At 46.9% G+C, this 23,731-nt stretch carries 39 protein-coding genes; all 39 read left to right on the forward strand.

Annotation, left to right across the window (positions count from 1 at the left end; genetic code table 11):
* The first annotated feature begins 165 nt into the window (after positions 1–165).
* The 39 genes from BMZ93_RS04090 to BMZ93_RS04280 all read left to right on the forward strand — a co-directional run bounded on the left by BMZ93_RS04090 (position 166) and on the right by BMZ93_RS04280 (position 23,681).
* Entirely contained in the window at positions 166–1,305 is a 1,140-nt protein-coding gene (locus tag BMZ93_RS04090) for an ABC transporter ATP-binding protein (RefSeq protein ID WP_091502467.1), read from the forward strand.
* Positions 1,292–2,116, forward strand: coding sequence for an ABC transporter permease (locus BMZ93_RS04095; RefSeq protein ID WP_091502469.1), 825 nt, complete (start codon positions 1,292–1,294; stop codon positions 2,114–2,116). The genes BMZ93_RS04090 and BMZ93_RS04095 overlap by 14 nt, the downstream gene beginning before the upstream one ends.
* Complete coding sequence (locus BMZ93_RS04100; protein WP_091502471.1) at positions 2,113–2,916, forward strand: ABC transporter permease; 804 nt, start codon at positions 2,113–2,115, stop codon at positions 2,914–2,916. Before BMZ93_RS04095 ends, BMZ93_RS04100 begins: the two co-directional genes overlap by 4 nt.
* On the forward strand, positions 2,913–3,995 hold the full coding sequence (locus tag BMZ93_RS04105) for an ABC transporter substrate-binding protein (RefSeq protein WP_091502474.1): 1,083 nt from the start codon (positions 2,913–2,915) through the stop codon (positions 3,993–3,995). Before BMZ93_RS04100 ends, BMZ93_RS04105 begins: the two co-directional genes overlap by 4 nt.
* A gap of 311 nt (positions 3,996–4,306) precedes the next feature.
* Positions 4,307–4,615, forward strand: a complete 309-nt coding sequence (gene rpsJ / locus BMZ93_RS04110; protein ID WP_010691177.1) for a 30S ribosomal protein S10 — start codon at positions 4,307–4,309, stop codon at positions 4,613–4,615.
* A 54-nt stretch (positions 4,616–4,669) separates the two neighbouring features.
* Complete coding sequence (gene rplC / locus BMZ93_RS04115) at positions 4,670–5,353, forward strand: 50S ribosomal protein L3 (protein ID WP_091502475.1); 684 nt, start codon at positions 4,670–4,672, stop codon at positions 5,351–5,353.
* Positions 5,354–5,379: 26 nt separating this feature from the next.
* Positions 5,380–6,003, forward strand: coding sequence for a 50S ribosomal protein L4 (rplD, locus tag BMZ93_RS04120; RefSeq protein WP_091502477.1), 624 nt, complete (start codon positions 5,380–5,382; stop codon positions 6,001–6,003).
* Complete coding sequence (gene rplW / locus BMZ93_RS04125) at positions 6,003–6,290, forward strand: 50S ribosomal protein L23 (protein WP_091502479.1); 288 nt, start codon at positions 6,003–6,005, stop codon at positions 6,288–6,290. The genes rplD and rplW overlap by 1 nt, the downstream gene beginning before the upstream one ends.
* A 21-nt stretch (positions 6,291–6,311) precedes the next feature.
* Entirely contained in the window at positions 6,312–7,148 is an 837-nt protein-coding gene (rplB, locus tag BMZ93_RS04130) for a 50S ribosomal protein L2 (RefSeq protein WP_091502480.1), read from the forward strand.
* Positions 7,149–7,165: 17 nt separating this feature from the next.
* Entirely contained in the window at positions 7,166–7,441 is a 276-nt protein-coding gene (gene rpsS, locus BMZ93_RS04135; RefSeq protein WP_091502482.1) for a 30S ribosomal protein S19, read from the forward strand.
* Between the two features lie 14 nt (positions 7,442–7,455).
* The gene (gene rplV, locus BMZ93_RS04140) at positions 7,456–7,812 is read left to right on the forward strand and encodes a 50S ribosomal protein L22 (RefSeq protein ID WP_010691186.1); all 357 of its coding nucleotides are present in this window, start codon (positions 7,456–7,458) and stop codon (positions 7,810–7,812) included.
* Complete coding sequence (gene rpsC / locus BMZ93_RS04145; protein WP_091502485.1) at positions 7,812–8,480, forward strand: 30S ribosomal protein S3; 669 nt, start codon at positions 7,812–7,814, stop codon at positions 8,478–8,480. The genes rplV and rpsC overlap by 1 nt, the downstream gene beginning before the upstream one ends.
* 14 nt (positions 8,481–8,494) lie before the next feature.
* Positions 8,495–8,908, forward strand: a complete 414-nt coding sequence (rplP, locus tag BMZ93_RS04150) for a 50S ribosomal protein L16 (protein WP_091502487.1) — start codon at positions 8,495–8,497, stop codon at positions 8,906–8,908.
* Positions 8,908–9,114: a 50S ribosomal protein L29 gene (gene rpmC / locus BMZ93_RS04155; protein WP_047975019.1), complete on the forward strand. Its 207-nt coding sequence runs from the start codon at positions 8,908–8,910 to the stop codon at positions 9,112–9,114. Before rplP ends, rpmC begins: the two co-directional genes overlap by 1 nt.
* Positions 9,115–9,136: 22 nt before the next feature.
* Positions 9,137–9,403, forward strand: a complete 267-nt coding sequence (gene rpsQ, locus BMZ93_RS04160; RefSeq protein WP_010691191.1) for a 30S ribosomal protein S17 — start codon at positions 9,137–9,139, stop codon at positions 9,401–9,403.
* Between the two features lie 51 nt (positions 9,404–9,454).
* Positions 9,455–9,823, forward strand: a complete 369-nt coding sequence (gene rplN / locus BMZ93_RS04165) for a 50S ribosomal protein L14 (protein WP_010691192.1) — start codon at positions 9,455–9,457, stop codon at positions 9,821–9,823.
* Positions 9,824–9,845: 22 nt separating this feature from the next.
* A complete protein-coding gene (rplX, locus tag BMZ93_RS04170) occupies positions 9,846–10,154 on the forward strand; it encodes a 50S ribosomal protein L24 (protein ID WP_091502489.1) in 309 nt (102 codons plus the stop codon).
* 35 nt (positions 10,155–10,189) lie between these two features.
* Positions 10,190–10,732, forward strand: coding sequence for a 50S ribosomal protein L5 (gene rplE / locus BMZ93_RS04175; RefSeq protein WP_091502491.1), 543 nt, complete (start codon positions 10,190–10,192; stop codon positions 10,730–10,732).
* Between the two features lie 127 nt (positions 10,733–10,859).
* Positions 10,860–11,258, forward strand: a complete 399-nt coding sequence (gene rpsH, locus BMZ93_RS04180; RefSeq protein ID WP_091502493.1) for a 30S ribosomal protein S8 — start codon at positions 10,860–10,862, stop codon at positions 11,256–11,258.
* Between the two features lie 24 nt (positions 11,259–11,282).
* Positions 11,283–11,819, forward strand: coding sequence for a 50S ribosomal protein L6 (gene rplF / locus BMZ93_RS04185; protein ID WP_091502495.1), 537 nt, complete (start codon positions 11,283–11,285; stop codon positions 11,817–11,819).
* A gap of 90 nt (positions 11,820–11,909) precedes the next feature.
* A complete protein-coding gene (rplR, locus tag BMZ93_RS04190; RefSeq protein ID WP_010691198.1) occupies positions 11,910–12,263 on the forward strand; it encodes a 50S ribosomal protein L18 in 354 nt (117 codons plus the stop codon).
* A gap of 19 nt (positions 12,264–12,282) precedes the next feature.
* Positions 12,283–12,789, forward strand: coding sequence for a 30S ribosomal protein S5 (gene rpsE / locus BMZ93_RS04195; protein ID WP_091502497.1), 507 nt, complete (start codon positions 12,283–12,285; stop codon positions 12,787–12,789).
* A gap of 11 nt (positions 12,790–12,800) precedes the next feature.
* Entirely contained in the window at positions 12,801–12,983 is a 183-nt protein-coding gene (gene rpmD / locus BMZ93_RS04200; RefSeq protein ID WP_091502498.1) for a 50S ribosomal protein L30, read from the forward strand.
* Positions 12,984–13,010: 27 nt separating this feature from the next.
* Positions 13,011–13,445, forward strand: a complete 435-nt coding sequence (gene rplO, locus BMZ93_RS04205; protein WP_091502500.1) for a 50S ribosomal protein L15 — start codon at positions 13,011–13,013, stop codon at positions 13,443–13,445.
* Positions 13,445–14,743, forward strand: coding sequence for a preprotein translocase subunit SecY (secY, locus tag BMZ93_RS04210; RefSeq protein ID WP_091502503.1), 1,299 nt, complete (start codon positions 13,445–13,447; stop codon positions 14,741–14,743). The genes rplO and secY overlap by 1 nt, the downstream gene beginning before the upstream one ends.
* Before the next feature lie 20 nt (positions 14,744–14,763).
* On the forward strand, positions 14,764–15,330 hold the full coding sequence (locus BMZ93_RS04215; protein ID WP_091502505.1) for an adenylate kinase: 567 nt from the start codon (positions 14,764–14,766) through the stop codon (positions 15,328–15,330).
* A gap of 95 nt (positions 15,331–15,425) precedes the next feature.
* The gene (gene infA / locus BMZ93_RS04220; protein ID WP_010691205.1) at positions 15,426–15,641 is read left to right on the forward strand and encodes a translation initiation factor IF-1; all 216 of its coding nucleotides are present in this window, start codon (positions 15,426–15,428) and stop codon (positions 15,639–15,641) included.
* 45 nt (positions 15,642–15,686) lie between these two features.
* Entirely contained in the window at positions 15,687–15,806 is a 120-nt protein-coding gene (gene rpmJ / locus BMZ93_RS04225; protein WP_010691209.1) for a 50S ribosomal protein L36, read from the forward strand.
* Positions 15,807–15,882: 76 nt separating this feature from the next.
* Positions 15,883–16,254 (forward strand): 30S ribosomal protein S13, encoded by a 372-nt coding sequence (rpsM, locus tag BMZ93_RS04230; protein WP_091502507.1) that lies wholly within the window; start codon positions 15,883–15,885, stop codon positions 16,252–16,254.
* Between the two features lie 152 nt (positions 16,255–16,406).
* Positions 16,407–16,793, forward strand: a complete 387-nt coding sequence (rpsK, locus tag BMZ93_RS04235; RefSeq protein ID WP_091502509.1) for a 30S ribosomal protein S11 — start codon at positions 16,407–16,409, stop codon at positions 16,791–16,793.
* A 50-nt stretch (positions 16,794–16,843) separates the two neighbouring features.
* Positions 16,844–17,788 carry a DNA-directed RNA polymerase subunit alpha gene (locus BMZ93_RS04240; protein WP_091502511.1) on the forward strand — a complete coding sequence of 315 codons (945 nt, stop codon included), beginning with the start codon at positions 16,844–16,846 and terminating at the stop codon, positions 17,786–17,788.
* A 35-nt stretch (positions 17,789–17,823) separates the two neighbouring features.
* A complete protein-coding gene (gene rplQ / locus BMZ93_RS04245) occupies positions 17,824–18,207 on the forward strand; it encodes a 50S ribosomal protein L17 (protein WP_091502513.1) in 384 nt (127 codons plus the stop codon).
* 152 nt (positions 18,208–18,359) lie between these two features.
* Positions 18,360–19,238, forward strand: a complete 879-nt coding sequence (locus BMZ93_RS04250; RefSeq protein WP_091502515.1) for an ABC transporter ATP-binding protein — start codon at positions 18,360–18,362, stop codon at positions 19,236–19,238.
* Complete coding sequence (locus BMZ93_RS04255) at positions 19,238–20,092, forward strand: ABC transporter permease (RefSeq protein ID WP_091502516.1); 855 nt, start codon at positions 19,238–19,240, stop codon at positions 20,090–20,092. Before BMZ93_RS04250 ends, BMZ93_RS04255 begins: the two co-directional genes overlap by 1 nt.
* A gap of 17 nt (positions 20,093–20,109) precedes the next feature.
* Complete coding sequence (locus BMZ93_RS04260; RefSeq protein WP_091502518.1) at positions 20,110–20,562, forward strand: LytTR family DNA-binding domain-containing protein; 453 nt, start codon at positions 20,110–20,112, stop codon at positions 20,560–20,562.
* Between the two features lie 10 nt (positions 20,563–20,572).
* Positions 20,573–20,992 (forward strand): DUF3021 domain-containing protein, encoded by a 420-nt coding sequence (locus tag BMZ93_RS04265; RefSeq protein WP_159427786.1) that lies wholly within the window; start codon positions 20,573–20,575, stop codon positions 20,990–20,992.
* Between the two features lie 190 nt (positions 20,993–21,182).
* Positions 21,183–22,004: an energy-coupling factor transporter ATPase gene (locus BMZ93_RS04270; protein ID WP_091502522.1), complete on the forward strand. Its 822-nt coding sequence runs from the start codon at positions 21,183–21,185 to the stop codon at positions 22,002–22,004.
* Entirely contained in the window at positions 21,980–22,888 is a 909-nt protein-coding gene (locus BMZ93_RS04275; protein ID WP_091502524.1) for an energy-coupling factor transporter ATPase, read from the forward strand. Before BMZ93_RS04270 ends, BMZ93_RS04275 begins: the two co-directional genes overlap by 25 nt.
* Positions 22,881–23,681, forward strand: a complete 801-nt coding sequence (locus BMZ93_RS04280) for an energy-coupling factor transporter transmembrane component T family protein (RefSeq protein WP_091502526.1) — start codon at positions 22,881–22,883, stop codon at positions 23,679–23,681. Before BMZ93_RS04275 ends, BMZ93_RS04280 begins: the two co-directional genes overlap by 8 nt.
* Positions 23,682–23,731 lie beyond the last annotated feature (50 nt).

Here is a 23,731-nt window from a genome sequence, read left to right on the forward strand (position 1 = left end):
TACCCCTTAATTGATAACCAGACTAGTTTACTAGTCTGGTTTTTCTTTTGCCTAAAAACATTAGAAAAGTCGGGCTAGACCGTTCAGGAAAAAACGAGGGAAAAGGCTATACGCTGCAGGGTTACCGTTGTAAAATAGAAAGACTGAATGAAATGGAGAACAGGTATGCAAGCAAGCGAGAAGATTCTAGAATTTAAGCAGGTTGCCTTATCATTCGGAGAGACAGAGGTCTTGAAGAACATTGATTTATCACTGGATTCTGGCCAGTTTTACACCCTTTTGGGACCATCTGGTTCTGGAAAATCGACGATTTTGAAGCTGATTTCCGGCCAGTTGCAACCCTCCGCTGGACAGGTGGTTTTTGACGGTAAGGTCATCAACGACTTACCTGCTGAGAAGCGCCGTGTGAACACTGTCTTCCAAAACTACTCTCTTTTTCCAAACATGAACGTTTACGATAACGTGGCCTTCGGCCCCCGTTTGAAGAAGATGGCCGAGCCTTTGATTGAAGAAAAGGTGAAAGAGATGCTTTCTTTAGTGAAACTCTCTGGTTACGAAAACCGCGATATTAACGAGCTTTCTGGTGGCCAGCAGCAGCGTGTGGCCATTGCCCGTGCTTTGGCCAACGACCCAGAGCTGCTTTTACTGGATGAGCCTTTGTCAGCCTTGGATTACAAGTTGCGTAAGGTCTTGCAGACTGAACTGCGGACCATTCAACGCCGTTTGGGCATCACCTTTGTTTTCGTTACCCACGATCAGGAAGAAGCGTTGGCCATGTCAGATTGGATCTTCGTCATGAACGACGGTGTCATCCAGCAGCAGGGAACACCTGAAGATATATACGATGAACCCGTTAACAACTTTGTTGCCAATTTCATCGGGGAATCGAACATTGTGCCCGGCATCATGAAGTCTGACTACCTCGTCCACTTTGTCGGTAAGGACTTTGAAAACGTGGATGCTGGCATGCGACCAAACGAGCAGGTTGAAGTCGTTTTGCGTCCCGAAGACTTGGATTTCACCACACCTGAAGAGGGAAAGCTGGTCGTGACCATTAAAAACCAGTCCTTCCGTGGTGATTACTACGAAATCATGGCTCAGGACGATGATTTGAACATCTGGCAGGTTCAGGTCACGAATCCGGCTAAAATTGGTGAACGAGTTGGCCTGACTTTTGACCCGGAAGACATCCACATCATGCGCTACGACGAATCAGAAGAAGAGTTCGACGCTCGCTTGGAAGCCTATGAAGAGGACAATGCTGAGGCAGCCGGTTCAGGGGAGGGTACTCATGAATCGGATTAAGAAACGTTACACCGAGGCTTACTTGGGTGTCTACGGCCTTTGGTTGCTGGCCTTCGTTGTGGCACCAATGCTATTGCTGCTGATTCAATCGGTCAACGTGCCGGGGCATGGGTTCTCGCTGGTTAACTACAAGGACTTCTTTACGTCTGGCCCCTACTTGGCCATGACAGTGAACTCCGTCTGGTACGCCTTTTTGATTACGGTGGTGACACTGGCGATTGCCTATCCGCTGGCCTTGGTCTTGACGACCCTAAAGCACCGGCAACTCTGGTTGCTTTTGGTCATTTTGCCAACCTGGATTAACCTGCTCTTGAAGACCTACGCCTTTATCGGGCTACTTGGAAAGGGTGGACTCTTAAACCAGACCATCACCGGCATGGGCTTTGGCCCTAGTCAGCTGCTCTTTACAAACGGGGCCTTCCTGCTGGTTGCTGCCTATATTGAGTTGCCCTTCATGGTGCTGCCAATCTACAACGCCCTCCTGGATATCGACCCGCTGCTGCCAGCGGCGTCGAGGGATTTGGGTGCTTCCCGCTGGCAAACGCTTAAAAAAGTCATTTGGCCCTTATCAATGCCCGGTGTAAAAACCGGTGTTCAGACCGTCTTTATCCCCAGCCTTTCACTCTTTATGATTACCCGTCTGATTGGTGGTAATAAAGTCATTACGCTGGGAACGGCCATTGAGGAACATTTCTTAGTTACACAGAACTGGTCCTTTGGGTCGACCATTGGGGTCGTGCTCATTATTGCCATGGCTTTGACCATGGCCTTAACATCTGACCGAAAGAAGAAGGGAGGTCGCCGCAAATGAAAATCATTCAACGCTCATGGTTGACCTTCTGTTTCTTCCTTTTGTACGCACCCATTCTCTTTTTGGTTGTTTACTCCTTTAACTCAGGGGAGACAATGCAGACTTTTGAAGGTTTTTCCTGGGTTCACTACCAGGAACTCTGGCAGGATACCCGCCTGTTGCAGATTGTGCTGGGCACACTGGTACTAGCACTCACGTCGTCTCTGATTGCGACTGCCATTGGAACAATCGGTGCCTTAGCCATTTACCGAACACCACGTAAGTTGTTGAAGCAGTCCCTCTTGGGTTTGAACAACGTCTTGCTGGTTTCACCTGATGTCATTATTGGGGCTTCTTTCCTGATTTTGATGACGGCTCTGGGCTTGCAGCTTGGATTCTTTACGGTATTGCTCGCCCACGTTGCCTTTTCAATTCCAATTGTGGTCTTGATGGTTTTGCCTAAGCTGCAGGAAATGAACCGGGACCTGGTCTTGGCCGCTCAGGATTTGGGCGCCACGCCGACGGAGGTACTGACGAAAGTCACGCTGCCTGTTATCTCACCGGGAATCTTTGCTGGATTTTTCATGGCTTTGACCTATTCCTTGGATGACTTTGCCGTGACTTTCTTTGTTACCGGTAATGGCTTTTCAACGCTAGCGGTTGAAGTTTACTCCCGCGCCCGTCGCGGTGTTTCGCTCGAAATCAACGCGCTATCTACTTTGATGCTCTTTGTGGCCTTTGTCCTGGTGTTGGGTTACTATGCCTACGGCCAGCGACACAAGGGGCAGAAAGCAAATAAGATAAAGGAGAAAGTTAAATGAAAAAAATTCTGATGACTTTTTCCGGTGTCTTTCTATTGATTTTGGTTTTGCTTGGACTGCAATGGGGGCTTTCGGCCTCTCGTAATCAGGACAGTTCATCCAGCAAGGACACCTTAACCTTCTATAACTGGGGGGACTACATCGACCCAAGTATCCTAAAGGACTTCACCAAGGAGACTGGCTACAAGGTAAACTATCAGACCTTTGATTCCAACGAGGCGATGTACACCAAGATTAAGCAGGGTGGAACGAACTTTGATTTGGCTGTTCCGTCTGATTACATGGTGTCCAAGCTCAAGAATGGTGGCCTATTGGCCAAGCTCGATAAGAGTCAGCTGACGGGGATGGATAATCTGAATAAGCAGTTTCTGAACCAGTCCTTTGATAAGGGCAATCAGTATTCGGTTCCTTACTTCTGGGGAACACTGGGTATTCTCTACAATAAAAAAGTCGTGAATGGTTCTGACCTAAAGGACTGGTCCTCCATCTGGTCAAGCAAGTACCGGCACCAATTGCTGTTGGTGGATTCTGCCCGTGATATTTTGGGGATGACTTTGATATCCCAAGGCAAGTCCGTTAATGATCAGAACACAGCGGACCTAGCGGCGGCACAGGGAAAGTTATCTTCTCTGATGCCAAACGTGAAGGCGATTGTGGGGGATGAGTTAAAGCTTTACATGGCCCAGGGGGAGGCGAACATCGCCGTGACCTATTCTGGTGAGGCTAAGAACGCCATGGAAAAGAACTCGGACCTGGCCTACACGGTGCCGGAAGACGGTTCTAATCTCTGGTTAGATAACTTGGTCATCCCGAAGTCCGCTAAGCACAAGAAGGCGGCCTATGCATTGATTAACTATCTGAACCGTCCGGAAGTGGCTGCAAAGAACGCCGAGTACATTGGCTATGCCACACCAAACCAGAAGGCCTATCAGTTACTTCCAAACTCAGTGAAGTCTGAGCAAGCCTTCTACCCAAAGCAAAGTATTTTAGACAAGCTGCAGGTTTACCAAAACTTTAACCAATATTGGACTCAGAAATATAATGATGCCTTTTTGGAGTTTAAGTTGGGGAAGCAGTAAAAAATATTGAGAAACTCATGGTAAAATAGCAGTAGATATTCAATAAAAGTTCTGTCATAAATTAATCGAAAATTTAATAGAAAATACTGAAAAACCCTTGTATACCAAGGGTTTTTCTGCTATTATATTCAAGTACGCCTTTTGGGGTTGCCGATGCAAACCCCCTAAAAAGACTGGTGTATCAACGTTTAGCGATGATGATTAAGGTTGCGACACGCGCGGCCGCGTTGCCATGGGCGCGCAAACACAACATGTGTTGTCGGTTTTTGATCGGAGTTAGCTGATTTACAAAATCAACGAGGAGGCAGAAAATGGCACAAAAGAAGATCCGTATCCGCTTGAAGGCATACGAACACCGCATCTTGGACCAATCAGCGGACAAGATTGTTGAAACGGCAAAGCGGACTGGCGCAGAAATCGCCGGCCCAATTCCATTGCCAACTGAACGCTCTTTGTACACGGTGCTTAGCTCACCACACAAGTACAAGGATGCCCGCGAACAGTTCGAAATGCGGACACACAAGCGTTTGGTCGACATTGTGAACCCTACTGACAAGACAGTTGACGCATTGCGTAAGCTTGAATTGCCAGCAGGTGTTGCAATTGAAATCAAGCTCTAATTAAGTACCATCCCGCTGAGCATAAGCTTAGCGACGAAATGAAGGAGATAAGTCATGACTAAAGGTATCTTAGGCCGTAAAGTCGGTATGACTCAGGTTTTCACTGAATCTGGTGAATTGATCGCCGTGACTGCTGTTGAAGCTACACCAAACGTTGTTTTGCAAGTAAAGACGCAAGCAACTGATGGTTACAACGCTTTGCAGTTAGGTTACCAAGACAAGCGCGAGATTTTGTCAAACAAACCTGAACAAGGCCACGTTGCAAAAGCCAACACAGCCCCTAAGCGCTACATTCGTGAAATCCGTGATGCGGAAGGCGAATACGGCGTTGGGGATGCAATTGCTGTTGACACTTTCCAAGCCGGTGAATATGTTGATGTTACCGGTGTTACTAAGGGACACGGTTTCCAAGGTGCAATCAAGAAACTTGGACAATCACGTGGACCTATGAGCCACGGTTCTCGTTACCACCGTCGCCCAGGTTCAATGGGTGCCATCATTAACCGTGTATTCCCAGGTAAGCTTTTGCCTGGTCGCATGGGTAACAACAAGCGTACGATGCAAAACATCGCTATCGTTCACGTTGACGTTGAAAACAACCTCTTGTTGTTGAAGGGAAATGTCCCTGGTGCCAACAAGTCATTGTTGACAATCAAGTCAACTGTTAAGACAAACGCAAATCACCCTGAAATCAAGATGGCCGGTTCAAAGCCAGCTGCTGATTCAGAAGAAAACTAAACTAATAGAAAGGAGAACAATCAATCATGACTAAAGTTGCTGTATTAAAGCAAGACGGTTCAAAGGCTGCTGATTTGGATTTGAACGAAGCAGTATTCGCCGTAGAACCTAACAACGCTGTGATTACGGAAGCCGTATTGATGCAACGTGCTTCAATGCGTCAAGGTACGCACGCCGTTAAGAACCGTTCAGCGGTTTCTGGTGGTGGACGTAAGCCTTGGAAGCAAAAGGGTACTGGTCGAGCACGTCAAGGTTCAATCCGTTCACCTCAATGGCGTGGTGGTGGAATCGTCTTCGGTCCTACTCCTCGTTCATACGCTTACCGTATTAACAAGAAGGCCTACAACTTGGCCTTGAAGTCAGCTTTGTCACAAAAGCTTTCTGACAACAAGTTGGTTGTAGTTGACGCTTTGGCCTTTTCAGAAGCTAAGACAAAGGACTTCAAGCAAGTTCTTGCTAACTTGGCTGTTGACTCAAAGGCTTTGGTAATCGTTGACGAAAACAACGAAAACGCATTGCGCGCTGCTCGTAACTTGGCTAACGTTCAAGTGATGACTGCTGCAGGTGTTAACGTCTTGGACGTGGTTAACGCGGACAAGCTGGTGGTTGTTCAATCAGCGATCGAAGAAATCCAAGGAGGTCTCGCCTAATGGATGCACGCGATATTATCCGTCGCCCAATCATTACCGAAGCTTCAATGGCGCAAACAGAAATGAAGCGCTATGTCTTTGAAGTAGACGTACGGGCAACTAAGCCAGAAATCAAGCGAGCAATCGAAGAAGTCTTCGACGTTAAGGTTGCTAACTTGAACACCGCTAACGTAAGCGGAAAGAAGAAGCGTCAAGGTCGCTATGTTGGATTCACTCGTAAGATGAAGAAGGCTACAGTTACTTTGAAGGCTGACTCAAAAGATATTCAAATCTTTAACGAAGGTTAATTTTAATAGGAGGATAAGACATTGGCTATCAAGAAGTATAAGCCAACCTCAAACGGACGTCGTAACATGACTTCTTCTGATTTCTCAGAAATCACGAAGTCAACGCCCGAAAAGAGTTTGTTGGCAAAGAAGTCAAAGACCGGTGCACGTAACTCACAAGGTCACATGACAGTTCGCCACAAGGCTGGTGGACACAAGCAAGCCTACCGTATTGTCGATTTCAAGCGTGTTAAGGACACTAAGTCTGCAACAGTTAAGGCTATCGAATACGATCCAAACCGTACGGCTAACATTGCTTTGATCGTCTATGAAGACGGAATCAAGAGCTATATCTTGGCGCCTAAGGGATTGAAGGTTGGCGATAAAGTTCAATCTGGTCCTGATGCCGATATTAAGATCGGTAATGCCTTGCCATTGAGCGCTATTCCTGAAGGTACTTTGATTCACAACATCGAATTGAAGCCTGGTAAGGGTGGTCAATTGGCACGTTCAGCCGGTGCTTCAGCACAGGTTTTGGGACGTGACGGTAAGTACGTTATCGTTCGTTTGACTTCAGGTGAAGTACGTTTGGTTATTGAAACTGCACGTGCAACTATCGGTGAAGTTGGAAACGCAGAACACTCATTGATTAACTGGGGTAAGGCTGGTCGTAACCGTTGGCGTGGAAAGCGCCCACACGTTCGTGGATCAGTTATGAACCCTAACGATCACCCTCACGGTGGTGGTGAAGGAAAGGCCCCTGTTGGTCGTCCAAGTCCACTTTCTCCATGGGGTAAGAAGACTGCTGGTAAGAAGACTCGTAACGCGAAGAAGGCTTCAACGAAGTTCATTATTCGTGGCCGTAAGAAGAGTAAGTAAGGGAAAGGAGATAACTAATGGCTCGTAGTTTGAAAAAGGGACCATTTGCGGACCCACACTTGCTTAAGAAGATCGAGGCCCAAGCGGACCAAGAAAAGAAGTCAGTGATCAAGACATGGTCACGTCGTTCAACGATTTTCCCAAGTTTTATCGGGTACACAATCGCAGTTTATGATGGACGTAAGCACGTTCCTGTTTATGTTCAAGATGACATGGTTGGTCACAAGTTGGGCGAATTCGTTCCAACACGTACTTTCCGTGGACACAAAGTAGACGATAAGAAGACTAAGTAAGGAGGAAATGCAAAATGGCTGAACAAGTAACATCAGCTCGGGCGACTGCCAAGATCGTTCGCGTTGCCCCTCGTAAGGCGCGCTTAGTTCTTGATACGATTCGTCGTAAGAATGTAAACGAAGCCTTTGCAATCCTAAAGTTCTTGCCAAATACTTCAACTGAAGATATTTACAAGGTATTGAACTCAGCAGTTGCAAACGCAGAAAACAACTTTTCACTTGACCGTGAAGATTTGATTGTTAAGGAAGCATTCGCAAACGAAGGACCTACGCTTAAGCGTTTCCGTCCACGTGCGAAGGGATCTGCTTCTGCAATTAACAAGCGCACAAGCCACATTACTATTGTGGTAGCTGAGAAGGAGGAAAAGTAATGGGTCAAAAGATTAACCCTACTGGCTTCCGTGTCGGCGTCATCCGTGATTGGGATGCAAAGTGGTTTGCTAACAAGGCAGACTTCTCAAACCAACTTCTCGAAGACTTGCGTATTCGTAAGTACATCGAAGAAAACTTGACGGATGCTTCAGTTGACCGTGTTGAAATTGAACGTTCAACGAAGTCACGTATCGATTTGACTTTGCACACTGCCAAGCCAGGAATGGTAATTGGTAAGGGTGGTTCAGAAGTTGAAAAGCTACGTACTCAATTAGCTAAGTTGACTGATGTCGATGCACGTGGCCGTCACAAGCGCGTATTCATCAACATCGTTGAAATCAAGAAGCCTGACTTGTCAGCTCACCTTGTGGGTCTACAAGTTGCAGGTGATTTGGAACGTCGTGTTGCCTTCCGTCGTGCAATGCGTGGTGCTATTCAACGCGCCCGCCGTGCCGGTGCTAAGGGTATCAAGATTGTTGTTTCAGGTCGTTTGAACGGGGCAGATATGTCACGTATCGAACAGTACACTGAAGGAACTGTTCCACTCCACACACTCCGTGCCGACATTGATTACTCATGGGACGAAGCAGCTACTGCTTACGGTAACTTGGGTATCAAGACTTGGATCTACCGCGGTGATGTGTTGCCAAAGAAGAAGAACAAGTAAGGAGGGAAGCAAACATGTTAGTACCAAAGCGTGTTAAATTCCGTCGTGTACACCGTGGCCACATGCGTGGTGAAGCAAAGGGTGGAAAGACGGTTGCCTTCGGTGACTACGGCTTGCAAGCAACAACTTCAAGCTGGATCACTAACCGGCAAATCGAAGCTGCCCGTATTGCAATGACCCGTTATATGAAGCGTGGTGGTAAGGTCTGGATCAAGATTTTCCCACACAAGTCATATACATCTAAGGGTGTTGGTGTTCGAATGGGTAACGGTAAGGGTGCACCTGAAGGATGGGTTGCCCCAGTTAAGCGTGGTAAGGTAATGTTCGAAGTAGGTGGCGTTGATAAGCCAGTTGCTGTTGAAGCATTGCGTCTTGCCTCACACAAGTTGCCTGTACGTACGAAGATTATTGCTCGGGAGGCTGAATAATGACTAAAGCAAACGAATTAAAGGCTTTGTCACTTGCGGATTTGCAAAAGCGCGAAGCCGAATTCAAGGAAGAATTGTTCAACCTTCGTTTCCAATTGGCTACTGGTCAATTAGAAAACACGGCCCGTATTTCAAAAGTTCGTAAGGACATTGCACGTGTGAAGACTGTCATTCGTGCACAACAGTTGGCAGAAGCCAACAAATAAGACGAAAGGAAGAAGCTGAAAAATGAGTGAAGAACGTAACGCTCGTAAGGTCTACCGTGGCCGTGTCGTTTCCGACAAGATGGAAAAGACAATTACTGTTGCTGTTGACACATACGTCAACCACCCAGTTTATGGTAAGCGAGTTCGCTATACGAAGAAGTTCAAGGCCCATGATGAAAAGAATGTTGCCAAGCAAGGTGACATCGTCCAAATCATGGAAACTCGTCCTTTGTCTGCAACGAAGCACTTCCGTTTGGTTAAGGTCATTGAAGAGGCCGTTATCCTTTAATCTTAGGATTAACCAATCGTCGTAAATTATTGCTAACAAGGAGGATGAACCATGATTCAACAAGAGAGTCGTTTGAAAGTGGCTGATAACTCTGGCGCACGTGAAATCTTGACGATTAAAGTGCTCGGTGGTTCTGGCCGTAAGGTTGCTGGCATCGGTGACATGATTGTTGCTACTGTTAAGCAAGCTATCCCTGGTGGTACAGTAAAGAAGGGTGACGTCGTTAAGGCTGTCATCGTACGAACTGTTTCTGACGTACGTCGTACTGACGGTTCATACATCAACTTCGATGAAAACGCTGCTGTTATCGTAAAGGATGACAAGTCACCAGTTGGTACGCGTATCTTTGGCCCTGTTGCACGTGAATTGCGTGACAACAACTACACGCGTATCGTTTCATTGGCACCAGAAGTGCTCTAATACTGACAAGGAGGAGCCAATCATGTTTGTAAAAACAGGTGATAAGGTTCGCGTCATTGCTGGTAAGGACAAGGGTAAGGAAGGAACAGTTACAAAGACTGTTGCTGCCAAGAACCGTGTCGTTGTCGAAGGCGTAAACCTCGTTAAGAAGCATCAAAAGCCTTCTAACGAATATCCACAGGGTGGTGTTATCGATACTGAAGCACCTATCCATGCATCAAACGTGCAAGTACTTGACCCTTCAACTAACGAACCAACTAAGGTTGGATTCAAGTTTGAAGACGGCAAGAAGGTACGTTTTGCCAAGAAGTCTGGCAACAAGCTAGGCTAATTAAGCTAACCATTTGAAAGGTAGAAATCATTATCATGGCAAATGAATTAAAAGTAAAATATGTTAATGAAGTTCAACCTGCTTTAATCAAGAAGTTTAACTTCACATCATCAATGCAAGCACCTAAGATCGAAAAGATCGTTTTGAACATGGGTGTTGGTGATGCTGTGTCAAACTCAAAGAACCTCGATGAAGCGGTTGAAGAATTGAAGCAAATCGCTGGACAACAACCAGTGATTACGCGAGCAAAGAAGTCAATCGCCGGATTCCGTTTGCGTGAAGGTATGGCAATCGGTGCGAAGGTTACTTTGCGCGGAGAACGTATGTACGAATTCTTGGACAAGTTGATTAACATCTCTTTGCCACGTGTTCGTGACTTCCACGGTGTTTCTGGTAAGGCCTTTGACGGTCGCGGAAACTACACGTTGGGTATCCGTGAACAGTTGATTTTCCCAGAAATCGACTTTGACAAGGTGAACAAGGTTCGCGGTTTGGACATCGTTATTGTAACGACTGCACAAACTGATGAAGAAGGTCACGAATTGTTGGCTCAACTTGGCATGCCATTTGCTAAGTAAGACAACGATTTAAGGACGGCCACTCATTCGGGTGGCACGTTCTTAAGTCCGGTAGACTTCGGTCTGCTTGACTTAAGAGCGTAACAATTGTTGCTACGTTCAAAATATATAAGGAGGATATCGATAGATGTCTATGACTGATCCAATTGCTGATTTTTTGACTCGTATTCGTAACGCCAACTTGGCGCGTCACGCTTCCGTTTCAATTCCAGCATCAAAAATGAAGAAGAGCATGGCTGAGATCTTGAAGCAAGAAGGTTTCATCCGCGACTACGAATTCGTTGAAGACAACAAGCAAGGTGTTATCAACGTATTCTTGAAGTACGGGGAAGATCAACAGCGTGTTATCACTGGTATCAAGCGTGTTTCTAAGCCAGGTTTGCGTAAGTACGCCAAGGCCGAAGAAATGCCAAAGGTTTTGAATGGCCTTGGTATCGCGATCGTTTCAACATCAATGGGTGTTGTAACTGACAAAGTCGCACGCGCTAACCAAGTTGGTGGCGAAGTGCTGGCTTACGTTTGGTAATATATCTAAGAAAGGAGACTTACCATGAGCCGTATTGGTAATAAAGTAGTTACGATTCCTGCTGGCGTTGAAGTTAAGCAGGACGGACAACACGTCACGGTTAAGGGACCTAAGGGAGAGTTGTCATACAACATCAACCCTGAAATCACGATGCACATGGACGGAACTGAAGTTCGTTTCACTCGTGCAGCCGAAGACAAGAAGCACCGTGCTTTGCACGGTACAACCACTGCTAACTTCCTCAACATGATTGAAGGAGTTACAGAAGGTTTCTCAAAGACTTTGAAGATGGTCGGTGTTGGTTACCGTGCCGCTAAGAAGGGTTCAGTATTGAACTTGTCAGTTGGATATTCACACCCAGTTGACTTTGAAGACCGCGAAGGTTTGACTGTTGAAGTACCTGATGCTTTGACTATCAAGATCTCTGGAATTTCTAAGCAAGCCGTTGGTGACTTTGCAGCCGAAGTTCGCGCCGTACGCCCTCCTGAACCATATAAGGGTAAGGGAATTCGCTATGAAGGCGAAGTTGTTAAGCGTAAGGAAGGTAAGACTGGTAAGTAAGCTTAAGGCTCACTTATTCGTTTTAACCGTATTAATTAATAATTATTTTGAAAAGGTGACTAAGGTCACCTAGAAAAGGAAAGCACAGCTATGATTTCAAAACCAGATAAGAACAAGCTCCGTGCACGTCGCCACAAGCGCGTCCGCGGAAAGGTCTCTGGTACTGCTGCTCGCCCACGTTTGAACGTTTTCCGTTCTAATGTAAACATCTACGCTCAATTGATTGATGACGTAGCGGGTGTAACGCTAGCAAGTGCCTCATCACAATCTGCCGATGTTACCGGTACTAAGGTTGAACAAGCCGTTAAGGTTGGTGAATTGATCGCCAAGAACGCTAAGGCTGCTAACATCGAAGAAGTTGTCTTCGATCGTGGTGGTTACGTATATCACGGACGTGTGAAGGCTTTGGCCGACTCAGCTCGTGAAAACGGCTTGAAGTTCTAAGGAAAGGAGGAATAAACAAATGGTTGAATTCGTAAACCCTAAAGAATTAGGTGAATTAGAAGAAAACGTTGTCGCAATTAACCGTGTTACCAAGGTTGTTAAGGGTGGACGTCGTTTGCGTTTCGGTGCTTTGGTTGTCGTTGGTGACAAGCAAGGACACGTTGGTTTCGGAACTGGTAAGGCACAAGAAGTGCCAGAAGCTATCCGTAAGGCTGTCGAAGATGCAAAGCGCAACTTGATCACAGTCCCAATGGTTGGTACGACTATTCCTCACGATGTTCTTGGAGAACACGCAGGTGGTAAGATCTTGATCAAGCCAGCTGAAGAAGGTGCCGGGGTTGCCGCCGGTGGTTCTACTCGTTCCGTAATGGAATTGGCTGGAATCGCTGATGTGACTGCTAAGTCACTTGGCTCATCAACTCCAGTTAACGTTGTCCGTGCAACTTTTGATGGTTTGTCAAAGTTGAAGGATGCTAACGACGTTGCAAAGTTACGTGGTGTTTCATTGGAACACTTGGCTGAATAAGGAGCGATAACATGGCTGATTTGAAGATCACTTTGATTAAGAGTGCGGCTCATCGCTTGCCTAAGCAACGTGCCATTGTTAAGTCACTTGGACTTAACCGTGTGTCAAGCTCAGTGGTGAAGCCTGATAACGCAGCAACACGTGGTGCAATTTTCCATATTGCTCACCTAGTTTCTGTTGAAGAAGTAAAGTAAAAAAAATAAAAAAGGAGGGACCAAACCATGGATTTGAACGAATTACAACCTGCTGCAGGCTCACGCTTTGTACGCAACCGTGTTGGTCGTGGTACATCATCTGGAAATGGTAAGACTGCTGGTCGTGGTCAAAAGGGTCAAAAGGCTCGTGGTAAGACACGTCTTGGCTTCGAAGGTGGACAGATGCCTTTGTACCGTCGTATTCCAAAGCGTGGATTTACTAACATCTCACGTAAGGAATTCGCTGTTGTTAACTTGGAAAAGTTGAACAACTTCGATAACGGTACTGAAGTTACTCCAGCTTTGTTGATTGAATCTGGTCTCGTTAAGAACCAAAAAGATGGTGTTAAGATCTTGGGTAACGGACAACTTGATAAGAAGTTGACTGTTAAGGCTAACAAGTTCTCTGCATCTGCTGTAAAGGCAATCGAACAAGCTGGTGGTAAGACCGAGGTGATTTAATGTTTCGCACGTTATTTAATGCCATCCGACAAAAAGATATTCGCAAAAAGTTGCTCTGGACTGTGTTCCTAATCTTCGTTTACCGAATTGGAACGCATATCACGGTGCCAGGTGTTAACGCTGCTGCTTTGCAGTCAGTTGCTAACTCTGGCCTTTTGAACATCTTAAATATCTTCTCGGGTGGGGGATTGTTGAACTTCTCCCTCTTTGCGATGGGAGTTTCACCCTATGTTACTGCGCAAATTGTTGTGCAGTTGCTGCAATTAGATATCGTGCCACGTTTTGTCGAATGGAGTAAACAAGGTGAAGTTGGTCGACGGAAGCTTAATCAAGCAACCCGTTATTTGACCATTATCTTTGCCTTTTTGCAATCTGTTGGTATTACAGCAGGTTTCAACTCCTTAGCCGCCTATGGCTTGGTCCAGCAGACCAATAACGTGACCTCCTTCTTATTGATTGGGTCGGTCATGACAATGGGTACTTTCTTTGCCATGTGGCTCGGTGAAATGATTACTGAAAAGGGATTGGGAAACGGTGTTTCCATGATCATCTTCTCTGGAATTATTTCTCAGGCTCCTAGTTCATTTAAGGAAATCTTTAATGAAAACGTTTTGCAGGCTTCAAAGTCACAGACGTTGAATGGTTGGATTTTCGTTACTGTTTTGATTTTGGCAATTATTCTCGTTATCGGGATTACGACTTGGTTCTACGAAGCATCTCGTAAGTTGCAAATTCAATACACACGTTCCGCTGCATCCTATGGATCAGAGGCATATCTACCATTGAAGTTGAACGTTTCTGGTGTTATTCCAGTTATCTTCGCTTCATCATTGATTTCAACACCACAAACAATTTTATTTGCCTTCCAGAGTAAGTACGCCAATGATCAGTGGTTTAAGGTATTGAAGGAAGTCTTCTCAATGCAGACGACAACCGGAGCTATCTTCTACACGGTTATGATTATTCTCTTTACTTACTTCTACGCCTTTGTTCAAGTTAACCCAGAAAAGCTTTCTGAGAACTTACAAAAGCAGGGAGCATACATCGTGTCTGTTCGACCTGGTATCGAAACACAGAAGTTCATTACGAAGCTTTTGCTTCGTTTGTCCTTCGTAGGTTCTTTGTACCTTGGCTTTGTTGCCTTGGTACCATTGATTGCCTCCGATGTATGGGGATTGAACGAAAAGATTGGTCTTGGAGGAACCTCCTTGCTAATCACGATTGGAGTTACCCTTGATTTGCTTCGTCAAATCGATGGTTTGCTACAAAAGAAGAACTACGTTGGATTCATCCACTAGTTTGAAAAAGGAGTCTCATCATGACAAAAAACTTAATTCTTTTGGGCCTGCCTGGTGCAGGTAAGGGAACACAAGCAGAAAAGATTGTTGCCGATTATCCGATGGTTCACATCTCAACCGGTGACATCTTCCGCGCTAACCTCCGTGATAAGACAGCGTTGGGCGAAAAGGCCCGTGCTTTCATGGACGCTGGAAACTTGGTACCCGATGAAATCACAAACGCCATGGTTGCTGATCGTTTGACTCAACCTGACGTTGTGAAGAACGGCTTTATGCTGGACGGGTATCCCCGAAACGAAGAACAAGCGAAGTTCTTGGATCAATTCCTTGCTGAGCATGAAGAAGCGGTTTCCGCTACTTTGTACTTCAAGGTTTCAGACGATGTATTGGTTCAACGACTCTTGGGTCGTGGACGTGCTGATGACACGAAAGATGTTATCGCACATCGCTTGGAAGTCAACAAGAAAGCAAACTTACCATTGGTTGACTACTATGAGAAGCACAATGTCTTGCATACCATTGACGGTGAAGGCGATTTGGATACAATCTATTCAAACGTTAAGACTGTCTTGGATGGCTTGAACTAAGGCTTTCTTGTCAGCTATTGATAATTCTGGTATAATTTGATAGGTTAAGCACTTATCAATTATGTTGAAGTATGGTTACATAGGAGGTAATCTGCGTGGCCAACGATGTCATTGAAATTGAAGGCAAAGTCAAAGAGACGATGCCAAACGCAATGTTTCAAGTCGAACTTGAAAACGGGGCGGTAATCTTGGCGCATGTTTCCGGTAAGATTCGTAAGAACTACATTCGTATCTTGCCTGGTGACCGCGTCACAGTTGAAATGTCACCCTACGACTTGACAAAGGGTCGTATTACTTACCGTTTCCGTTAATTCGGAGCGGTCTATAATCAGTTAACCGAATAGGAGGAATAGATTATGAAGGTACGTCCATCAGTAAAAAAGATGTGTGAATCTTGTCGCGTAATCAAGCGTAACGGCCGGACAATGGTTATTTGCCCAGCTAACGCTAAGCACAAGCAACGCGCAGGTAAGTAAAACTTACCAAACATTAATTAATGCTTGAAAATGAACTTAAAAGTTCTTTCAAAATATCAAAAGGAGGTAAATTGTTATGGCTCGTATTGAAGGTATCGATTTGCCACGTGACAAGCGAATTGTCATTGGCTTAACATACATCTACGGAATCGGTGCAAACACTGCACAAAAGATCTTGAAGACGGCCGGTGTGTCAGAAGACATCCGTGTTCGCGATTTGTCAGTTGATGACGAAGACAAGATCCGTGAAGCAATCGCTTCATTGAACTTGCAGTTGGAAGGTGACTTGCGTCGTAAGATTTCTCTTGACATCAAGGGATTGCAAGAAATCGCCTCATACCGTGGTATTCGTCATCGTAAGGGATTGCCTGTTCGTGGACAACACACGAAGAACAACGCCCGTACACGCAAAGGCCCAGCTACGGCAATTGCAGGTAAGAAGAAGTAATTTTTCTTACCATCTCTTTACTAAAAAAGCGGCTTAAGCCATTTTTTAAAAGAGCCTCACTTTCGTGAGAAATGATTATCACAACCAAAGTTGTGTAATGTTGATGAGTTTCGCTCATCCGAGAAATTATAAGAAAAAGAAGGAGGCATATTATGGCAGTTCGTACTACACGCAAGCGTCGTGTCAAGAAGAACGTTGAATCTGGTGTGGCACATATCCACGCAACTTTCAACAACACAATCGTCATGATTACCGATGCACAAGGTAACGCTGTTGCCTGGTCATCAGCTGGTGCCCTTGGATTCAAGGGATCCCGTAAGTCAACACCTTTCGCAGCCCAAATGGCAGCGGAAGCAGCCGCAAAGTCAGCATTGGACGTTAACATGCGTACCGTTGCTGTTACGGTTAAGGGCCCTGGTTCAGGTCGTGAATCAGCAATTCGTGCATTGGCCGCAGCTGGTCTTGAAGTAACGTCAATCAAGGATGTTACCCCAGTTCCCCATAACGGATCACGCCCACCAAAGCGTCGTCGTGTTTAATTGATTTTCATTGCGCTTTGCTTTGAAAAGAGGGGGGTTAGAGTTAACAGATGATTGAATTTGAAAAGCCAGATATTCATAACATCGAAGAGGATGCCAACTACGGTAAGTTTATCGTAGAACCTCTTGAGCGTGGCTATGGGACGACTTTGGGAAATTCCCTACGTCGTGTCTTGCTGTCATCGCTTCCTGGCGTAGCAATCAACACAGTTCAAATTGACGGTGTTGTTCACGAATTCTCCACCGTTGATGGTGTTGCAGAAGACGTTACACAGTTGATTTTGAACTTGAAGAAAGTTGTTTTTGCTACGGATTCTGCTGAAGAGCACACTTTGGAAATTGATGTTCAAGGACCAAAGGATGTTACTGCTGCCGACTTCGTCGGTTCAGCTGACATCGAAGTGTTGAACCCTGATTTGCATATTGCAACCTTGGCTGCCGGTAAGTCATTGCACATGACTGTTACGGTAGTAAAGGGTCGCGGTTATGCTTCAGCTGAAGAAAACAAGCAATTACGTGATGAAATGCCAATCGGTGTTTTAACGGTTGATTCAATTTACACGCCAATTGAGCGAGTAAACTACCACGTTGAACAAAAGCGTGTTGGTTCTCGTGATGACTTTGATAAGTTGACGATGGAAGTTTGGACTAACGGTTCAATTAAGCCATCTGACGCTTTGAGTCTTGGTTCAAAGATTCTAACAGAACACCTGAACTTGTTCACGGATATTTCCCCAGTAGCACAAGAAACCAAGGTGATGGTTGAAGCTGAAGCTCCTGTTAACGCAGCTGCTGATGCCGCTCCTATCGAAGACTTGGACTTGTCAGTTCGCTCATACAACTGCTTGAAGCGCGCCGGTATCAACACTATTGAAGAGTTGACCGACCGTTCAGAAGCCGACATGATGAAGGTTCGTAACTTGGGCCGTAAGTCATTAGACGAAATTCAAGAAAAGTTAACTGAGATGGGCATGGGCTTCCGTCAAGAAGATTAATTCATCAAAAGTTTAGAAAAAAGGAGGATTAACCGATGTCATACCGTAAGTTAGGCCGTACTTCATCACAACGTAAGGCAATGATGCGTGATTTGACTACTGACTTGTTGATTAACGGCCGGATTCAGACCACTGAAGCCCGCGCTAAGGAAATCCGCAAGACAGCTGACCAAATGATCACGCTTGGTAAGAAGGGTGATTTGGCTGCTCGTCGTAAGGCTGCTGCCTACGTTCGCAACGAAGTTGCTGACGTCAAGGAAGATGGCGACAACATCCGCATCCAAACTGCTTTGCAAAAGTTGTTTGAAGATATCGCACCACGCTTTGCAGAACGCAATGGTGGATACACGCGTATCATGAAGACTGTTCAACGTCGTGGAGACGCTGCACAAATGGTTATCTTGGAGTTAGTTGACTAATTTCTAGTAACCAAAAACCTCTGACCATCCGGTCAGGGGTTTTTCTTTTGCTCTTTTTTACCGCTTAGTGCAGTCATTTTACCGCTTAGCGTTAAATCGACTTTTAAAAAGTCAAAGGCTCCTATACTAGTGAATGTAAAGGAGCAATACATATGTTAATTCAAACCAAAAACCTCTGCCAGCAATACGGTGATTACCAGGCAGTTAAAAACTTAAATATTGAAATTGATAAGGGTTCTCTTGTCGCCTTGCTTGGGCCAAACGGTGCGGGTAAGTCCACCACAATGCGGATGTTAACCGGGTTGAAGAAGCCCTCATCTGGTCAGGTTATCTATGCACCCCATACCAAGATTGGTCTTGTCTTCCAAGAGTCAGTGCTTGATGCTAACCTAACGGTAAAAGAGAACCTGGAAATCCGGGCTAAGCAGTACCGACACGTTGCTGCCTCTCGGATTCCTCAGTTAATCCAAGAACTCGGCTTGAGTAACTTCCAAAATCAGAAGTACGGCTCCCTTTCCGGTGGACAAAAGCGCCGTGTCGACATTGCCCGTGCGCTCTTGAATCAGCCGGATGTGCTTTTTTTAGATGAGCCAACGACCGGTTTGGATATTCAGACCCGTAATGCTATTTGGACGCTCTTGCATAACCTGCAAAAGAAGCAAGGGCTTACCATCGTCCTAACGACCCATTACCTGGACGAGGCCGACCACGCCGATAAAGTCTTTGTCGTCGACCACGGACAGTTGATTGCCTCCGGTTCCGCCATTGATATCAAAGACAAGTACGCAGAGAACCAGCTAATCATCTGGCCTAAGAAGTCAGCCGAGTTAGCTAAACTTCAAGCAACCCTAAAACAGGAACAGATCAACTGTAATACTCTCTCCGACGGTTCGCTACAAATAGCCGGCCTCGCGACTCCGGCCGTCCTCAAGCTGCTGAATCAAAACAGCCAAGCAATCGAGAACTTTGAATACCGTCCGGGAACGATGGACGACGCCTTTGTCGCACTGACAGGAAAGGAGATGCGCTAATGTTTTCACTCGTAAAACGAAACCTCATGTTATACTTCCGCAACAGGTCGGGGGTCTTCTTCTCGCTCTTTGGCGCGCTGATCTCCTTTGTGCTCTATCTGGTCTTCTTGAAGCAGACAATTAAGAGCTCTTGGTCAGCAATCCCAGACGCCTTTCAGTTATTAGACAACTGGTTGATTGCCGGTACCTTAACCATTACCGCTATCACGACATCTTTGACTGCTTTGTCTCAGATGGTAAAAGACGAGGAACAAAAGATTGATTTGGACCTTCGATTAACGGACATTGGGCCATTAGCCGTTCGGTCTTCCTACTTGATCGCGGCAGCCTTTATCGCTTTCATCATGCAAGCCATTGTCTACGTGGTGATGGTAGCCTATTTCGCGGTCACGGACTCACTGGCCTTCCAAATTCAAGTGCTGCCCGAGCTCATTCTCATCATGGCACTTTCTGCCCTATTATCAACAGCTATCAACGCCATCATCGTCAACTTCATTCATTCGGTGGATTCACTAGGTAAACTGGCTTCACTCGTCGGAACGGCTTCCGGATTTCTTGTTGGCACCTACGTGCCAATTGGAACCCTGCCCGACTTTGCCCAGCTACTGATGAAGTTAACACCCGGCACCTACATCGCCTCCCTCTACCGGCAAACACTGATGACGCCAAAGCTCAATGACGTCTTCGCCCATGCCTCAACGCAACTGACTCAGTTCGAACGGTCGATGGGTGTTAAAATAGAGTGGTCAGGCCTTCTGACCCAGGGCCAGAGCTACCTGATCGTCATCGCCGTCCTGATTGTTTCGGCTGGCATTCTCAGCATCCAAAGTTTAAAGAAGGGGCGTTACGCCTAAGTTAGGTTTTAGAAGTCTTGAAAGTCGAATTCATTACAAAAGAAATGCCAGATGGCGAAGTGGAAGTGACCGTTGCCGCCGCTGAAAAGAACCAGCAGGTCGCCCGGGTGATTAACGCGCTATCCGAGTTGGAAAAAAGCAGTCCGGAGGTGCTCTCCTTCAAAACGGAGGAGGGGATTCAGCTGATTAAGATTAAGGACATTATCTATATCGATGTCTCAGAAAATGATCTTCTGATTTATACCAAGCAGGAGTTAATGGTCACCAAGGGCCGCCTTAGCAAAGTCTTAGAGAGAATCAAGAATACCAACTTTGTTCAGGTATCCAAGCACGCGGCCGTCAATATTAACCATCTCGACCGCCTGGAGAATTCCTTTTCAGGTTCGATGTTGGCTAAGTTGAGCCAGGGTAACGAAACCATGGTCAGCCGCCGCTACGTGAAGAAACTAATTGAGCATCTGGGGGTCTAGGAGCATGACGATGAAAAAGATTTTGCAACACATGATAGCCGGGCTGGGATTTGGTTCGGCTTCCTATCTCATTATCTTGATGATGAATGCGGCAGCGTATCACTTGGACGGGGTCTACCTACCACTTGAAGATATGCTGGCAGTGCTGACCATGTCGGTCCTAATTGGTCTACTGTCATTAATCTTTGATAGCGACCGGCTGACTTTTCTGACTGAATTCATCATTCACTTGCTGGGAACGTCTGTCCTCTTCTGGGTCACCGGTCAGTTAACTAACTGCTTCCACACCAACATGAATAATCCTCTGCTCTGGTTCTACTTCTTGCTGTCCTATGCCATTATCTGGGGTATCATCCGCTTGAACCAGGAGAAACAGGTGGCAGCAATTAATGCGGCCTTGAAAAAGCGCCATCAAGATTTAAAGAATTAAAAAGGGCCCGGCCATTGCGCGGGTCTTTTTTCTTACCCTGAGAGTAGTTGTCTGGTTGACCAACCACCGTGCTTTTTCTCTACCGACCTACCTGCTGGCCGATATCCCAGCTAGCACAATCCGCCCATCTGTAACCCTAAGGCTCTAGTCTAGTCGTCTCAATCCCAGCAATATGGTAAAATAGCAGTTAATGACAGACGCAATTACAATCAAAAATTTAAATTATGGTTACCCCGAACAGGGTGAGCTTTTCAAGGATTTTAACTTCTCCGTTCAAGAGGGGGAGTGGCTGGCAATCGTTGGTCATAATGGATCCGGTAAGTCCACGCTTTCAAAGCTGGTTCTCGGCCTACTCGACTTTGACAAGGGTGAAATCGATGTCTTTGGCCAACGGCTCTCGGAAGACACGCTGGCAAGCATCCGCGCTCAAGTGGGGATGGTTTTCCAGAACCCCGACAACCAGTTCGTGGGGGCAACGGTCGCTGACGACGTCGCTTTTGGACTCGAGAACCGACAGGTGCCATCCAAGGAGATGCCCGCTAAGATTGAGGCAGCGCTGCAGCAGGTTGGCATGGAAGCCTACGCTGAACGCGAGCCGCACACTCTTTCTGGTGGCCAGAAGCAGCGAGTAGCCCTGGCCTCCATCCTGGCCTTAAAGCCCCGTGTCATCATCTTAGACGAGGCAACAGCCATGCTGGACCCAGAGGGAAAGCAGGCGGTCATGGCCACGCTCAAGGAACTGAAGGCCCGTTATCAAGATCAGCTGACCCTCATCATGATTACCCATGACATGGAAGAGGCGGCTTTGGCTGACCGTGTCGCCGTGATTAACGACGGGCAGCTTGTTTTTGATGAGCAACCGGAAACACTCTTTTTAAAGGGAAAACAACTTGAAGAGCTGGGACTGGCCCAGCCCTTCGCCATGGCCTTACAGTCGGCCCTGGGCGTTACACCCGCAACCTATCGAACAAAGCAGGAGCTAGCCACATGGTTATCAACATTGAAGGCTTAGACTTTGCCTACGGGGCCGGGAAGCAAACGGTTCCCGTGCTGAAAAACATTAATTTAAACTTTCCGGAAGGGGAGATTACGGCCATCATCGGTCAGACTGGTTCTGGTAAGTCCACACTGGTTCAGCAGCTAAACGTCCTGTTGAAGCCAACAGCCGGCGAGGTCCACATTGGCGACCACGTTGTGACTAGCAAGACCAAGGAAAAGGCGCTGACGCCCATCCGTGCGGAAGTGGGGATGGTCTTCCAGTTCCCTGAATCCCAACTCTTTGCCCCAACGGTCTTAGAAGACGTGATGTACGGACCTAAGAACTTTGGTGCGACTGAAGAAGAAGCCAAGCAAGCGGCCGAAGAGGCCCTTGCCAAAGTCGGATTTGACGCGAGCCTGTTTGAGCAGTCGCCCTTCAACCTGTCCGGGGGGCAGATGCGCCGTGTCGCCCTAGCCGGTGTGCTCGCCATGAATCCTCAGACCATGGTCTTTGACGAACCAGCGGCCGGACTTGACCCACAGGGACAGGCCGAACTACTCGACCTCTTGAAGACTTTGCGAGACGAGGGCAAGACCATTGTCCTGATTTCCCACCAGATGGAGCAGGTGCTCGCACTAGCCGACCAGGTCGTGGTCATGAAGGACGGTCAGGTGGCTGCCCATGAGCCGGTCGAAGAACTCTTCGCCCGCCCACAGGCCTGGTTTGCCGACCAGCATTTGGACCTGCCGGAAACCATCGCCTTCCAAAAGCAGATGGAAAAGCAGGGCTTTACCTTTGAACACCTAGCCAAGACGGTGGATAATTTGGCCGAGCAATTGGCTGGTCAATTGGATCCGGCCGCACTGGCCGACCAGTCAACTGTTCAAAAGCAGACAGGAGGTTCTCAGCATGAATAACCTCGTTATTGGTCAATTTGTACCGGGCTCTGGTATTCTCTACCGGATGGACCCCCGTACCAAGATTTTAATGACCATTGTCTACGTCTTTCTGCTGGTCTTTGCCAATAGCTGGCCAACCTACCTCTGGGCGGCCATCTTCCTACTGGCAGCTCTGATTCTCACCAAGCAGGGGTTAGGGCTTTACTGGCGGGGAATTAAGCCAATCCTCTGGCTGATTCTCTTTACGGTTGTCCTGCAGTTACTCTTCTCGGGCGGTACACCGGTGCTCTTCCAATGGGGGGCCATCAAAGTGACCCAACCGGGCTTGATTAACGCCTTCTACGTCATCGTTCGCTTCGTCCTCATCGTTTTGATGTCGACCATTCTGACGATTACGACGCCACCAACGGCGATTGCCTCAGCCATCGAATCCTTGTTGAAGCCGTTAAAGGCCATCAAAGTGCCGGTCGCTGAACTAGCCCTGATGCTCTCCATCGCACTGCGTTTCGTCCCATTGTTGATGGGCGAGACCGACAAGATTATGAAGGCGCAAAAGTCGCGGGGGATGTCCCTGTCAACTGGCTCTCTAATCAAGCGTGCTAAGGCCGTGATTCCACTGCTGGTGCCACTCTTCGTGGGGGCCCTCCAGCGAGCACTAGACCTGGCCAACGCCATGGAAGTCCGGGGCTTCGAGTCCGCCGAAGGGCGTACCCGTTATCGTGAGCTCTCCTATGGACGAGACGACGTCCTGGCCTTCATCGCCATCGCCGTCTTCGCTGTCGGCTTCCTCGCACTATCATTCATTAAATAAGAAAAAGGCTGGCGCTCTCAGTCAGCCTTTTTACTTCCAATCATCTTAGA

Source organism: Fructobacillus durionis, assembly GCF_900112405.1.
Lineage (GTDB): Bacteria > Bacillota > Bacilli > Lactobacillales > Lactobacillaceae > Fructobacillus > Fructobacillus durionis.